Annotated in this window: 10 protein-coding genes; 6 read left to right on the forward strand and 4 right to left on the reverse strand. The window is 27.1% G+C overall.

What is annotated here, in order from left to right:
• Nucleotides 1-81 precede the first annotated feature (81 nt).
• The 5 genes from L3J60_RS09585 (at nucleotide 82) to L3J60_RS09605 (ending at nucleotide 6,711) form a co-directional block, all read left to right on the forward strand.
• Nucleotides 82-876, forward strand: coding sequence for a HAMP domain-containing sensor histidine kinase (locus L3J60_RS09585; protein WP_291975288.1), 795 nt, complete (start codon nucleotides 82-84; stop codon nucleotides 874-876).
• Between the two features lie 105 nt (nucleotides 877-981).
• Nucleotides 982-5,007: a PAS domain S-box protein gene (locus L3J60_RS09590; RefSeq protein ID WP_291975289.1), complete on the forward strand. Its 4,026-nt coding sequence runs from the start codon at nucleotides 982-984 to the stop codon at nucleotides 5,005-5,007.
• A 210-nt stretch (nucleotides 5,008-5,217) separates the two neighbouring features.
• Nucleotides 5,218-5,787 carry a sigma-70 family RNA polymerase sigma factor gene (locus L3J60_RS09595; RefSeq protein WP_291975290.1) on the forward strand — a complete coding sequence of 190 codons (570 nt, stop codon included), beginning with the start codon at nucleotides 5,218-5,220 and terminating at the stop codon, nucleotides 5,785-5,787.
• A gap of 9 nt (nucleotides 5,788-5,796) precedes the next feature.
• A complete protein-coding gene (locus L3J60_RS09600) occupies nucleotides 5,797-6,045 on the forward strand; it encodes a hypothetical protein (protein WP_291975291.1) in 249 nt (82 codons plus the stop codon).
• Between the two features lie 24 nt (nucleotides 6,046-6,069).
• The gene (locus L3J60_RS09605) at nucleotides 6,070-6,711 is read left to right on the forward strand and encodes an O-methyltransferase (RefSeq protein WP_291975292.1); all 642 of its coding nucleotides are present in this window, start codon (nucleotides 6,070-6,072) and stop codon (nucleotides 6,709-6,711) included.
• A gap of 1 nt (nucleotide 6,712) precedes the next feature.
• Here the strand turns inward: L3J60_RS09605 and tatA are convergent, their stop codons facing one another.
• The 4 genes from tatA to mutS form a co-directional block, all read right to left on the reverse strand.
• Nucleotides 6,713-7,030 (reverse strand): twin-arginine translocase TatA/TatE family subunit, encoded by a 318-nt coding sequence (tatA, locus tag L3J60_RS09610; RefSeq protein ID WP_291975293.1) that lies wholly within the window; start codon nucleotides 7,028-7,030, stop codon nucleotides 6,713-6,715.
• A gap of 70 nt (nucleotides 7,031-7,100) precedes the next feature.
• A complete protein-coding gene (locus L3J60_RS09615; protein WP_291975294.1) occupies nucleotides 7,101-9,560 on the reverse strand; it encodes a hypothetical protein in 2,460 nt (819 codons plus the stop codon).
• Between the two features lie 29 nt (nucleotides 9,561-9,589).
• Nucleotides 9,590-11,365, reverse strand: coding sequence for a carboxypeptidase-like regulatory domain-containing protein (locus L3J60_RS09620; protein WP_291975295.1), 1,776 nt, complete (start codon nucleotides 11,363-11,365; stop codon nucleotides 9,590-9,592).
• A 102-nt stretch (nucleotides 11,366-11,467) separates the two neighbouring features.
• Complete coding sequence (gene mutS / locus L3J60_RS09625; protein ID WP_291975296.1) at nucleotides 11,468-14,095, reverse strand: DNA mismatch repair protein MutS; 2,628 nt, start codon at nucleotides 14,093-14,095, stop codon at nucleotides 11,468-11,470.
• A gap of 472 nt (nucleotides 14,096-14,567) precedes the next feature.
• Between mutS and L3J60_RS09630 the strand changes: the two genes are divergently transcribed.
• Nucleotides 14,568-15,098 (forward strand): RNA methyltransferase, encoded by a 531-nt coding sequence (locus L3J60_RS09630; RefSeq protein WP_291975297.1) that lies wholly within the window; start codon nucleotides 14,568-14,570, stop codon nucleotides 15,096-15,098.
• Nucleotides 15,099-15,527: the final 429 nt, after the last annotated feature.

Below are 15,527 nucleotides of genomic sequence, written 5' to 3' on the forward strand. Positions count from 1 at the left end.
AACAAATGTAATCAAAAATCAGCAATGCAATATTTTGAAAATGTGTAATAATTCAACTAAATTTACATAAAAAGATAAGTATTGAGTGCAATTAATAAAGAATCCGATAAATATATTCAAGAATTAGAAGAAAAAATAGTTGAATTAAGTTTAAAAGTAAAACAAAAAAATTATCAACTTAAAAACGTTTCTAAAGATAACCAAAAGGTATTGAGTAAACTCACTCATAATTTAAAAAATCCGGTTGGTATAATTTCTTCTTTTTCTGAAATGATGCTGGAAGATTTGGAGGATTTTACATCTGAAAAATTGACTAAATTTTTAAAAGCCATTAACAATTCTGCAAAATTTTCTCTTAATTTTTTAACTTCAATTGCTAAATATGCACAAGTAACTTCCTCAGAATTTACACTTAATTTAGAAAAAGCTAATCTCATTGAATTGGTAGATAGTGTTATTAATAAGCTAATTAGGCAAGCCGAAAATAAAAACATCAATATCATAAAAAACTACACTAAAAAGGAACTATTTTTAACTATTGATTCTGTTGAAATGGAACTAGCGTTGCATAATATTCTTCATAATGCTATTCGATATTCTCCAGAAAACACTTCAATTTCTATAACTATAAATGAAAATGATACTAAAATTGAAATGGTTTTTTTAGATGAAGGTATGGGAATTTCTGAAGAACATTTACCACATATATTTGAACCTTTTTTTGTGGTAAATACTTATGATGCAGAAAAAAATAAATGTATAGGCTTAGGATTGATAGTTTCAAAAACAATACTTAAAAAACATGCAGGAATTATAACTGTAAAAAGCACCTTAAATCAAGGTTCATTATTTAAAATTTTATTTAAAAAATCATAAATATATATTTAAAAAAAAGTGTATTTGTTGCTATAAACACGCCATTTATTAAAAAAAAGTGTATTTTTATCAATTAATAGAAAAATTTGACTACAATTTTATTGCATGAGTACTAAAGATTTTAAATCTAGTTTATTAAATATACCTACCCTAGCAAACCAGAAACAAGATTATTCTTTTTTTGAACATATTCCCATTGCTGTTTTTCTGGAAGATTTTTCGCTTGTTAAACAATATATTTTAACCGAAGCAGAAGTACAAAAAACAGATATAAAAACATATCTGTTAAATACTCCTGAGGCTATTCATAAAATAAATTCATTTGAGATAATTAAAGAAGTTAATTCTGCTGCAGTAAAATTATATAAGGCTAAAAATAAGGAAGACTTATTAAGTAATTTGGAGAAAATGTTCACCAAAGATTCTCACATTGGTTTTACAAAATTAGTTTTAGATTTATTAATGGGTAAAACAAACTCAAAAATTGAAACGATTAACAAAACATTTGATGGCAATGAAATAGATATTTTAATTAATTATAAAGTACAAGAAGGTTTTGAAGAGACTTTGGAAAATGTTATTATAACCGTTGAAAATATCACTGAAAGAGTACAAGCTAGGAAAAAATTAATAGAAAGTGAAAATAGATATAAGGAAGCTCAAAAAATTGCCAAAATTGGTAGTTGGAGTTATACTTTTACAACCCATAAACTTTATTGGTCACCAGAGGCATATCAATTGCTAGGCCTAAAAAGTAACAAACGCATCTTAGATTTAGAATATTATTTATCATTTGTACATAAAGAAGATAGAAAATTAGTAAATAATTTTAAAATAGATTTTTTACTAAAAAACAGACACCAAATTCTTAACTATCGGTTAATTACAAAACAAGGCAAATTAGTGTGTCTTCAGGAAATCAGGAAAGTTATTTTTAAAGAGGGCAGAATTATAAAAGTTGTTGGAATATTTCAAAATGTAACTGAAAATATACTAGCCGAAGAAAAATTAAATAAAACAAAAAATTTATTATCAAACACACTTTCTAGTATTCATGATGGATTTGTAATATTAGATAAAAATTCAAACTATTTATATATAAATAAAAAAGCTGAGGAACTATTAGGGAAATCTTCTTCAGAATTAATGGGTAAAAATATTTGGAAAGAATTTCCTGAAAAAGAAGGTGATATTTTTTATGATGCTTTTCAAAAAGCAGTTAAAACGAATAAAACCATTCATTTTGAAAATTATTTTGAACCTTGGCATAAATGGTTTGATAATAGAATAATTCCATCCGAGGAAGGCGTTTCTATGTTTTTTGAAGAAATTACAGCTAAAAAGCAAGCAGAAAATAAAATAAAAGAAGCTTATAATATTATTAATAAAAGTTCGTCTGTTGCTTTTTTAGCAGAAAATAAACACGATTTCCCCGTTGTTTTTGCCTCCGAAAATGCTGAAAAATTATTTGGGTACAACTATAAAGACTTTTTAAATGGAACTATTAAACTTCGTCAAATAGTTCATCCTAAAGATTTATCATACATTCAATCTAAAGTTTTTAAACTAGCTAAATCTACATTAAAAAGTGAATTTAAAACTAATCCATTTAGAATTATAACCAAAAAAGGCACTATAAAATGGATAAAAGCGAATATTGATTTAATACATAATAGTAAAAATAAAATTACACACATACAAGGTATTGCAGAAGATATTACCGAACAAAAAAATACAGAAGATCAACTTTTTGAAAGTAGTCAGCGTTTAAAATATCAATTTGAAAATTCTCCATTAGCTTCCATTATTTGGAATAAAGACTTCAAAATTTTAGAATGGAATGAAGTTGCAGAACGAATTTTTGGATATAAAGAAAATGAAGTAAAAGAAAAGAATTGTAAAGATTTATTAACCCCACCTCATTTATTGGGTGAGATGAATAACCTCAGAGAAACGCTATTTTTTAAATCGGAAACTTTTAAAAAGACCAATCAAAACATTACTAAAAGTGGAAAAATCATAACTTGTGATTGGTACAGCGTTCCTTTAAAAGATGCTCAAAATAATATTATTGGATCAGCTTGTTTGGTTGAAGATATTACAGAAAAAATCAACGCTAAAAAACAAATTGAAAAATCAGAAAAAAAATATAGAGATATTTTTGAAAAAGCTGTGGATGCAGTATTAATTTTAAAAAATGGTGTTTTTGTAGATTGTAATGAAGCTACTTTAAAAACGTTTGGGTATAACGCAAAACAATCTTTACTTAATTTACATCCATCGGAACTTTCACCTAAAACACAGTTTGATGGTAAAAACTCTTATGAAAAAGCTGAAGAGATGATAAATATTGCTTTGGGAAAAGGCAGCCATAGATTTAGATGGAATCATCAACAAAAAAACGGACATGTTTTTCCAGCAGAGGTTTCTTTAACAAGAATTGATGATTTTAAAAACGAACCTACAATACATACAGTTATTAGAGATATTTCAGATAAGCTTAAACAAGAGACTTTAGAAGATATTTTATATAACATTTCAAAAGCAGCATTAACTATAAGTGATTTTAAACAATTTAGTTTTTTTATTAAAGATCAACTTCAATTAATTATTGACACCAGTAATTTTTATATAGCTATTTATAATAAAGAAACTAATATTATTTCAACTCCTGTTTTTGTTGATGAAAAAGAAGAAATAGAAGATTTTCCTGCAGAAAATTCACTAACAGGTTATGTTATAAAAACAAAAAAACCTTTATTACTTACTAACCAAGAGCATCAAGAATTAATAAAAAAAGGGAAAGTAAGTTTAATAGGGCTTTCAGCTGAATGTTGGCTGGGTGTACCTTTAATCATAAATAATATAGCCATTGGTGCCATTGTGGTTCAAAGTTATAATAACAAGAAAGCATTTAATACTAATGATGTAAATTTATTAGAGTTTGTAGCCGACCAAATTAGCACAACTATTCAACGTAAAAAAAAGGATGACGAATTAAAACAAGCACTTTTAAAAGCCCAAGAATCAGACAAGTTAAAATCTTCATTTTTAGCAAATATGAGTCATGAAATTAGAACCCCAATGAATGGAATAATTGGTTTCTCAGAATTTTTATTAGAACCTGAATTGGACGAACTTCACAGAAAAAAATATGCCAATGTAATTATTAACAGTAGCAAGCGTTTGCTGTCTATTGTAAATGATGTTTTAGATATCTCTAAAATTGAGGCAGGTATGGTACAATTAAACTATGAAAATGTAAATTTAAATACTTTACTAGATGATTTGTATAATTTTTATCAACCAATTGCCATAGAGCATAAACTGAATTTAATTTATCATAAAGGAATTGATAATTTAAAAAGTGTTATTGAAACAGATAAAAATAAACTAAATCAAATATTAACTAATTTAATTTCTAACGCCCTAAAATTTACTAATGAAGGAGGTATAGAATTTGGCTGTAATCTTAAAAATGAAATGGTTGAATTTTATGTAAAAGATACAGGGATTGGTATAAAAAAAGAACTAATCAATAAAATATTTGATAGATTTACACAGGCAGAAATGCCAAAAAACAAACAAATAAAAGGAACGGGATTAGGGTTGGCAATCTCAAAAAAGTTTGTGGAATTATTTAATGGAAAAATATGGTTAGAATCTTCAAAAAACGGAACTACAGTATATTTTACAATTCCTTACCTTAAAAAAAATCCAAGAATATCTACCGTTATTGAAACAGTAAAAATTATGACACCAAGCCAAAATAAAAAATTAACCATATTAGTGGTAGAAGATGAAGAATATAATAGGATGTATATTGAAGAACTATTCTCAAAAACCAATCACACACTTATTGAAGCCTATGATGGAGTTATGGCAGTTGAATTATTTAAAAAACATGAAAACATAGATCTTATTTTAATGGATGTTAAAATGCCTAAAATGGATGGTATTGAAGCAATGAAGAAAATTAAACAACTAAATTCTATACCAATAATTGCCTTATCTGCATTTGCTATGGAATCCGATAAACAAGATGCACTAAAACAAGGTTTTGATAATTATTTAACCAAACCTATTAATAAAAAAGCATTATTCAATTTAATTAATGAGTACGTTAATTAATAATTTACTGATTGTCCGTAATCTTACATAACGTCCGTCACCCTGAACTTGTTTCAGGGTCGTATTCAATAAACCACGGGTTATCAAACGGAAATGAGATGCTGAAACGAGTTCAGCATGACGTTGTTTTTTATTATTACTAATTACGGACATACAAATAAGTTTGTTAATTAATAATTTTATACATTTACAATTAGCTTTTTAATTAATATGAATTCAAAAGAGAAAAACATTTTAAACCCTAATAATTGGGTTAAACTTCATGCCGATTATCTTTTTAATTATACTATTAGTAGAATAAACAACCATGATTTAGCAAAAGATTTAGTGCAAGATACTTTTTTTGCGGCTTTAAAAGCAAAAGATAATTTTAAAGGATTAGCAAGTGAGCGTACTTGGTTAATTTCAATTTTAAAGCGAAAAATAATTGACCATTATAGAAAAATTAATTCCGTAAAAGGTAAAGCCGAAGTTAAAATGAATTTTTATACTGATGGTGAACGAGAAGGAGAATGGATTGAAGAACGAGTACCAAATAAATGGGAAGCAGAAGCAGAAAAAGCTATTGAAAACGAGGAATTAAGCGAAGCATTAAGCAAATGTATTAATAACTTACCAGAAAAATACGCTTCGGTATTTAGGATGAAAACAATACAACATTTTGAAACCGAAGAAATATGTAAGGAGTTAGAAATAACAGCGTCAAATCTTTGGGTAATTATACATCGAGCTAGAACTCAGTTGAGAAGATGTATGGAAGATAATTGGTTTAAAATTTAAAATTAAAATATGATGTTAAATTGTGATGAAGCAACTACAATATGTGATAAAACACAATATGGTGAAGCCACTTTATGGGAAAAAATTAAATTAAAAATTCATTTATTTATGTGTAAAAATTGCAGGTTGTATTCTAAACAAAATAAAGTAATTACAAAATGCATTCACGGTCATGAACACGCTATAAATGAAACATGTAATTGTTTAAATGAAGATGAAAAAAAGGTAATGGAAAAAGAATTGGAAACTCATTTATAAAAACCTAATTGAATATCAAATCTAATGAGTTTTATCCCAGAAATTATTGAAAACTATATTTCTAATCACACCCAATCAGAGCCTAAATTATTACAGGAATTAAATAAAGAAACCTGGCAAAAAGTACTAAATCCTAGAATGTTAAGCGGATCCTATCAAGGTAGGGTTTTATCACTTTTGTCTAAATTAATTCATCCAAAAACCATTTTAGAAATAGGAACTTATACCGGATATTCCGCGTTGTGTTTGGCTGAAGGATTAAGAAATGACGGAAAATTAATAACCATTGATAAAAATGAAGAATTAGAAGATTTTTCAAAAAAGTATTTTCAAAAATCTACATATAAAAATAATATTCAGCAAATTATTGGCAATGCAGTAGAGGTAATTCCTACTTTAAATAACACTTTTGATTTAGTTTTTATTGATGCAGATAAAACCAATTATGCAACCTATTTTGATTTGGTTATTGATAAAATGAATACAGGTGGAATTATAATTTCAGATAATGTATTGTGGAGTGGTAAAGTTGTTGAAAAATTGAATCCTAAGGATAAAGATACTAAAGCTATTATTTCCTATAATAAAAAACTAGCTAAAGATAGTAGAATTGAAACGGTAATGCTACCTATTAGAGACGGTTTAACCGTAAGTAGAGTGATTTAAACTACAGTTTTTTTCGTTTTACTGAGCCTATAGAATCTTCTATTTCATCTTTAATTTTAGAAACTGGTTTTGTAAAAGTATCAAAGTTATCTTTTACTTTATTAATTTCTTTTTTTATATCTACCGCCATATCTACATTAATATCATTTCTGTCAGCAGTATTTTTAATTTCTCGTTTAATATCATTAGTAGCATCTTTAATTTGACGCATTCCTTTACCTAAGCCACGAGCAATTTCAGGAAGTTTATCTGCACCAAAAAGCATTACAACAATAAGTAATACAACCATAATTTCAGGTGCACTAATAAATAAAAACATAATTTGTTATTTTAAAATACAAAGTTACTTAAAAAATACGTTAAATTAAGGTTAAACTAATTTTAGAATATCAAAAGGTATTTTCTTTTCCTGTTTTATAAATAGTATTAAATAACAAGCCGTTTTCAGAAAAACCATTGATAATGAATTGGAATTCATTAGAAAATTCATTTGTTGGAATTTTAATAATTACTTCTCCTTTTTCATTTGTTTTAACCGCATTTTTCCAATCTATTTCTGTCCAGTTATAAGCTTCTTTGGTGTAAATATTGTATTGAGGTTTGTAATAATTAGTTGTCTTATCATATCCAATTAGGGAAATTAAATTTTTATACAATGTTTTTCCATATTTGTAATATTTATCGTTTGCCTTTTTAAGATAAACTTTAACAATTCCCCCAGCACCACCATCAATACCTCCTCCAGCACCAGACCTATTTATTAAAATTTCATCTACATCTTCCATTAAAGTAGTATTAAAAAAATCAATTTGACTCTCACTATCAATTTTAACATCGTTTATAAAAACATTTGGGGTTCCTTGTTTTCCCCCTACATTAAAACTACGTCTACCTCCTCGCAATTTCAAAATACAATTAGGACAAGTACCTACAACCATACCTAATTGTCGAAAATACTGTAATAAATTAAGGTAGATTTCTCCCATTCGTTCTGTTACTTTATGGTTTTTATAAAATCCTGAAGCCATAACATTATGTAAATTTGCTAAATTCATTTCATCATCATAAAAATTTCTTTTCCTTTTAGATTTAACTGTTTTTAGAACTATTTGTTTTAACACTTCAACCTTTGGATATGTTTTAAATTTTTTTACATTTAAATTTTCGGCTGATGAATACTCTTTGGTATTTTTTATTATTGAATTTTGCAGGTATCTACTTGTAATAAAATTGTGTTTTTTAATTGAAGTTGTGTCTTTAATGAAAGAAACCTTCGTTGGTTTTATTAAAGGATGTTTATTTCTAATTAATGCAACTTTTATGGTATCATTTTTAAAGACAAACACATTATCAAATGAAAACAGACGATCTTTATTAATTTCACTTGAAGCAACTAAGCGACCTTTTTTTGATATAATACCTATATTATATTTTTTCGGATGCCATTTTATTTTGCCATTTAGGGTAAAACCACGTTCAAACTTAAATTTTTCTTTTGGGTTTATTTCTTTTATTTTTTTATCTAAAGTATAGGTACTCCAACCTTGGTTTAATAATAATAAGTCTAGATCTTTAGATTCTTTAACACTACCATTTTTAAAATAATAGGATGGATTTTCAATGCTACCTTTAATATAGGGCGTTAACAAAAAGGCACTTTTAATAGTTTGATTTTCATGAAAGTTTTTTGCGTTTTTTGGAAGTACCGAAATACTTAGTTGAGAAATAACAGGTTTTAAATTTGAATTGAGTGTTTTAATTTTAAAATTAATGGAGTCATTTTCGGTCTTCAATTTATTAATTAAAATAGCGGTTTGTTTGCTGAGTTTATTAATAAAAAATTTACGTTCTGCAATAGGTTGATTGTCTTTAAAAAGGGTAACAATGTTTACTCCATTCAAAAGATTATTTTTATCAAAAACAATTTTTTGGGTAGTTTGCTCAGTATTAATAAGTGACAATGAAACAGCTTGACTTATGTAATTATTTCTATAAAGAAGTAACAAAAGGTTTGACTTTTGTAAAGTAGGTAGTGTTTGAATATTAGTTTTTAAGGTTAAAGCAATATAGTTTTCATCGGTATTGTCTAAACTAAAAATAATTCCTGTTTTGTTAGCTTTTGGTAGTTCAATTTTTTGAATGGTATTATTAATTGCAATTATTGCAGTATATTTTTCTCCTTTATAAGGAATAAAATTACATTTACCCATACCAAACCTATTTCCTGTAAATTTTGTAATTTCTTCTTTTTCAGCATTTATAATTTTCCCAGTAAATGGAAATCCATGACCATTAATTAAGGCTTTAATTCCAACAACATTTTTTACGCCTTCTAATAAATAACCACTTTCAGGAAACAGTTGAATATCATAATTATTGGTATTTTGATTTTGGCTTATTTCATTTTTAAGTGCAGGATTAATTATTTCTATTTCTTGAATAAATACGTTTTCTTCACCAAAATTTCGCATGTAATTGGTAAATCCTTGAATAAAATATTCTCCAGGTTTTAAGCTATTATCTAATGAAAAATCTCCATTTCCAAGACCGTTTTTAATAAAGATTGTTTTCTGTTTAATTAAATTTCCTTCAAAATCTATTAAATTAATGTGAAGGTTGCTTGTGTAAATAGAGGGTTTATTATCAGCATCTTCGGCTACATAAGCTGTAAACCAAATATTTTCATTTGTAAAATAAACCGATTTATTTACATGTAAAAAAACCTTTTCTCTAAATAAAGCATCTTTTTGAAAGGGATTAATAATAGATGAAGTTATGTTTTGTTGAGAAAATACAGACGCATAATTTAGAGCTAAAAATAGTGGTATTAATAATTTAATTTTTTTCATAACAATTTATACTTTAAAAGATTCATAATTTATTTTTTTAGTTTTTGTTTTACTTTTTCAGACCATCTAATTAAGTTTTGAAAATTTGTGCCATTGTTTGTGTCAGTAGCAATTTTTTTTATAGTTAAAGAAGCTTCATTAAATTTTTGATCACATAAAATTTTAGCATCTTCAAAAGAACTATTTTTAGAAAGTGCTACTTTTAATTCCCTATTATAAATTTCGTAAATATCAAAAATTAAGTTGATGTACATAAGTTTACTGTTGATACGATTATAAGAACAAAAAGATGAATTTCTATCAAATAAAGTTTTAGTATTAAATTGTTTTTCGCCTCGCTCATTAATGAACATATCTAACATGTAACTAAAATTAAATTGTTCATCCAATTCAGATTTATTTTTATTATGTTTAAATTCAGATATAGAAAACGATTCTTTGTCTACTGCTTTTGTAGCACCTTGCTGATAATCTTTATGATCCACATTTCTTTCTACATCTTTTAATAAGCTTAACTTAATATCTTGCCATTTTAAAGGTTTGTTTTTTTGCCAAGTAATAATTGAAGGACGTATATATTGTAAATAATCTGAAGGAATAGTTGTATTATAATTGATTAAATATCCATATTTTTTTAAAAAATCTAGAGACATTTTCTCTTTATAACTCCTAGGAAATTGATAATTTAAATTCCAAAATTCATCGGAAGCTTTTAAGGCTCTTATTTTATCATAATCATTATTAAAATGAATATTGTTGGTAAAATAAGGTTCTTCAAAAGAAGTATTATAATCATAAAAATAAAGAAGTGAATGCGATGTGATAATTTCAAAATTATCTTTAGAGTTATAGTTCATTGTAAACTCAAAATCTAGTGATTGAATTTTGGTATAATCATTTGGATTGAAATTAATGTTTAGCTGTATGCTTTTTGGAGTTATAATGTCATCTTCAATAATTGATGATAAACCGTTTGTTATTGGGTTTAAGCCACTTAATTTTATTTTTTTAATCGTTAATGTTTCTTTGTTAAAAATAATGGTTCCAGATAAAAAATGACCATTCGCCTTTTTAGGTGTAAATGAAATTGATAAATCTCGTTGGCTACATGACACACATTCATCCATTTTTACACGATACTTTCCTTTAATAATTCCTAAAGTTAAATTACCAGGATATAACGGTAATATTTGACTAGATTTTTCAAACAATTGAAAATCTTTTAAAATGTCCGTATTGTTTAAACTATAAAAAGGAAAAGATGCATTTTGACCAAAACGACCACTTTTTAATTGTAAACCCACAATTCCTTTTGATAAATTTTGCTCACTATTATAAAACCCTTCAATGGTTTCTATAGGGATGCCTCTAGCTGATGAAGTTAGTGTAAGAAAAGCCTTACTATTTGTAACAGTTTGTTTGTCTCTATATTTTTTAATTAAACTATTTAAGAGATTGTACGTGTAATTTTTATTTTTTTTTGCTACAACTAAAACTTGATTTAAGTGAAAAGTGTTTGGAGTTAAATATAATTTTGAATGCTTTTTAAAATAGGATACTGTTATTTTTTTCGTTTTAAAACCTATGAACCTCACCTCTATTGAATCCGTTGGAAATTTACTTTTAATTTCAAATTTGCCGTCTTCATTTGTAATGGTATAATAATTATTACTGCTTATAATTTTTATAGTTGCGTATGGTAGCGAAGTTTTTGTTTCCCTATCAAAAATAAAACCTTCAATAGTTGATTGGGAGAAAGAAAATGAAAATGATAATAAGAATAGAAGAACTGTAATTTTTTTCATTGCTTTTTTTTGGGTGATTAACTAAGTGTTTTTTTAACAAAATATTAACAAAAATCATTCCAAACTGTTTTTGTTAAAAAAATAAATTAGTTAATCACTATTCTACTTTTTAGTCAACATCCGCTTAATTTCATTCAGCTTCATTAAGGCTTCAATTGGGGTAAGTGTATCTATATTTGTAGCTAAAATTTCTTCTTTTATATCTTCTAATAAAGGATCGTCTAATTTAAAAAAACTCAACTGCATATCTGAATCTGAAGCATTTTTTAAAGTCTCTTTAACCTCTTGATTGGTATGGTTTTTTTCAAGTTGTTTTAGCATTTTACTAGCTCTGTGGACTACTGCTGTTGGCATTCCTGCTATTTTTGCAACATAAATACCAAAACTATGTTCGCTACCACCAGGAACTAATTTTCGTAAAAAGATAACTTTGTTTTTTAATTCTTTTACAGAAACATTAAAGTTTTTAATGCGATTAAAAGTATCCGTCATATCATTTAATTCATGATAATGGGTTGCAAACAAGGTTTTAGCTTTTGCAGGATGTTCATGTAAATACTCGGCTATTGCCCAAGCTATTGAAATACCATCATACGTACTGGTTCCTCGTCCAATTTCATCTAATAACACTAAACTTCTTTCTGAAATATTATTTAAAATACTGGCAGTTTCATTCATTTCTACCATAAAAGTAGATTCACCCATAGAAATATTATCACTAGCACCAACGCGAGTAAATATTTTGTCAACAATACCAATTCTTGCATTTTGAGCAGGAACATAACTTCCCATTTGAGCTAATAAAACAATCAATGCAGTTTGGCGTAAAATAGCAGATTTACCACTCATATTTGGACCGGTAATCATAATTATTTGTTGCTGATTTCGGTTTAAAACCAAATCGTTAGCTATATATTCTTCGCCAATAGGTAATTGTTTTTCAATAACGGGATGTCGCCCATTTTTAATTTCTAAATCGGTACTTTCATCTAAATGCGGACAAACATAATTATTCTTTTTTGCCAAAAACGAAAAAGAAGCCAAACAATCTAATTGCGAAATTAAATGTGCATTTAATTGAATAGGCTGAATATAATCTATTAAATCGCTAATTAGTTCAGCAAAAAGTTGTTGTTCTAATTTTCCAATTTTTTCTTCAGCACCTAAAATTTTAGATTCGTATTCTTTTAATTCTTCTGTAATATAGCGTTCAGCATTTACCAAGGTTTGTTTTCTAATCCATTGCTCTGGAACTTTATCTTTGTGTGTATTTCTAACTTCAATATAATAGCCAAACACATTATTAAAAGCTATTTTTAAGGATGAAATTCCTGAACTTTCAGTTTCACGAGCCAACATTTCATCTAAATAATCTTTTCCAGAAGTTGAAATTGCACGTAATTCATCTAATTCTTTTGAAACGCCACTTGCAATAGCATTCCCTTTATTAATGTTTACAGGAGCATCTTCATTTAAAGTTATACTTATTTTTTCTCGTAAAGTTTTGCAATTTTGAAGTTGTTCTCCTATAATTTGTAACGCTTTATTACTACTTTTTTCTGTTGCTTCTTTTATAGGAATAATAGCATTTAAAGAATTTTTTAATAGCTCTACTTCCCGTGGATTTACTTTTCCTGTGGCAACTTTTGAAATCAATCGTTCTAAATCACTTATTTGTTTAATTTGATAAGTTGTCAACTCAAAAAAAACATCGTTTTTTATAAAATACTTTACAATATCTAAACGCTTATTAATTTGATGAATATCTTTTAGAGGCAGAGCTAACCAACGTTTTAACAAACGTCCGCCCATAGGTGAAATGGTTTTATCAATAACGTCTAAAAGCGTAACTGCATTTGCAGAGGTTGAATGGTATAATTCTAAATTACGAATGGTAAATTTATCCATCCAAACATAATTATCTTCATTAATACGTTTAATAGTATTAATATGTTCTAACTTATTATGCTGAGTTTCAAATAGATAAAACAATATTGCTCCAGATGAAATAATGCCTTCATTTAAATTATCAATTCCAAAACCTTTTAGCGTTTTTACTTTAAAATGATTGGTTAAAGTTTCCATAGCGTAATCGGATTGAAACACCCAATCATCTAAATAAAAGGTATAAAAATCATCACCAAATAATTCGGAAAATTTGGATTTATATTGTTTTTGAACTAAAACTTCATTCGGAGCAAAATTTTGAAGTAATTTATCAATGTATTCACTATTACCTTGAGACGTTAAAAATTCTCCTGTTGAAACGTCTAAAAATGAAATTCCTATTTGTTTTTTCCCTCCAGTTCGGCGAGCATGTCCAAAATGAATTGCTGCTAAAAAATTATTGGTTTTAGCAGTTAACACTTCATTATTTAAAGCAACACCTGGGGTTACCAATTCTGTAACACCACGTTTTACAATAGTTTTAGTCATTTTAGGATCTTCCAACTGATCGCAAATGGCAACACGCATTCCTGCTTTCACTAACTTTGGCAAATAAGTATTTATGGAATGGTAAGGAAAACCAGCCAATGCGGTTTCCGTTTCGCTACCAGCACCACGTTTGGTTAAAATAATTCCTAAAATTTTAGCTGCTTTTTTAGCATCTTCACCAAAAGTTTCATAAAAATCACCCACTCTAAACAACAACATAGCATCAGGATATTTAACCTTGATAGCATTATATTGTTTCATTAAAGGAGTTACTTTCTTAGTTTTTGCTGCCAATTTTTTAAGAAATTAAGTTAGTTTTGCGAAGTTACATTTTATATTGAAAGATTGAAAAATTTAATGATTAAAGAATTAATTGATTGTCCGTAACTAATCATAAAATGTTCGTCATGCTAAACCTGCCTGTCCGGCAGGCAGGTTTAGCATGACGTATAAATATGAAATATGACACAAAAAGGATATACATTCGAATTAATATTTACACGTTATAATTTTTATATATTAACCCGCTGTGCATTATGATAAAGTTTCGTCAATTCGAGTGAATTTTAGCCTTTTTAGGCTTAAAATTAGTATCGAGAATAGGTTTTTTAGTTAAAAACAGCCGTTCTCGATACCATTTTTTATCAAAAATTACCTGCCTTGCCGTCAGGCAGGCTCGAACTGACGCAACAGCAAGGTTAAAAGAGTCAAAATGCACAACGAGTTATATTGAGATATTTCAAGTAAATTTAATTAAATACTAATTATGAGAAAATTAAAAAATAGTGAGCTTGGAAGATTAAATGTTGATGAATTCAAAAAAAAAGATAAAACTCCCATTATTGTTATACTAGATAATGTTAGAAGTTTAAACAATATTGGTTCGGTTTTTAGAACCAGTGATGCTTTTTTAATTGAAAAAATATATTTGTGTGGCATTACTGCAAAACCACCACATAAAGATATTCATAAAACAGCATTGGGAGCTACAGAAACTGTGGAATGGGAATATGTGGAAGATACATTAATTTTGGTTGAAAAGTTGAAAAGTTTAAAGTTTAAAGTTTTAGCTATTGAACAAGTTGAAAACAGCATAATGTTAAATAATTTTACGTTAGAAAAAAATCAAAAATATGCTGTTATTTTTGGTAATGAAGTGAAAGGCGTTCAGCAAGATGTAGTTTCTGCTTCAGATTATTGTATTGAAATTCCGCAGTTTGGCACTAAACATTCATTAAATATTTCGGTTAGTGTTGGTGTAGTACTTTGGGATTTGGTTAAAAAGATGAAATTTTAAGTAAATTACTTACTAACATGAGTTTGATATAAACTTTATTGTAAGCATCTTAAAATTGGGATGTTATTGCGAAAATTATAAATATTAGCATATGATTTGTGGCAATCTTATTCTTAATTATGAGATTGCTTCTTCTTTTCGTTTCACTCTAATTTATCACAAAGACGTAATTTATTGTATTACCCGTTGTGCATTTTGATTCTTTAAATCTACTGTTACGTCAGTTCGAGCCTGTCTGACGGCAAGGCATGTAATTTTTGATAAAAAATGGTATCGAGAACGGCTATTTTTAACTAAAAAACCTATTCTCGATACTAATTTTAAGCCTAAAAAGGCTAAAATTCACTCGTATTCTATGATTAAAACAAATAAAAACATTAAAATTTATCACTAATTTTTAAGCTGCATATTTCATAAAATCCACATAAG

The sequence above is a fragment of the Lutibacter sp. genome (assembly GCF_021647475.1).
GTDB lineage: Bacteria > Bacteroidota > Bacteroidia > Flavobacteriales > Flavobacteriaceae > Lutibacter.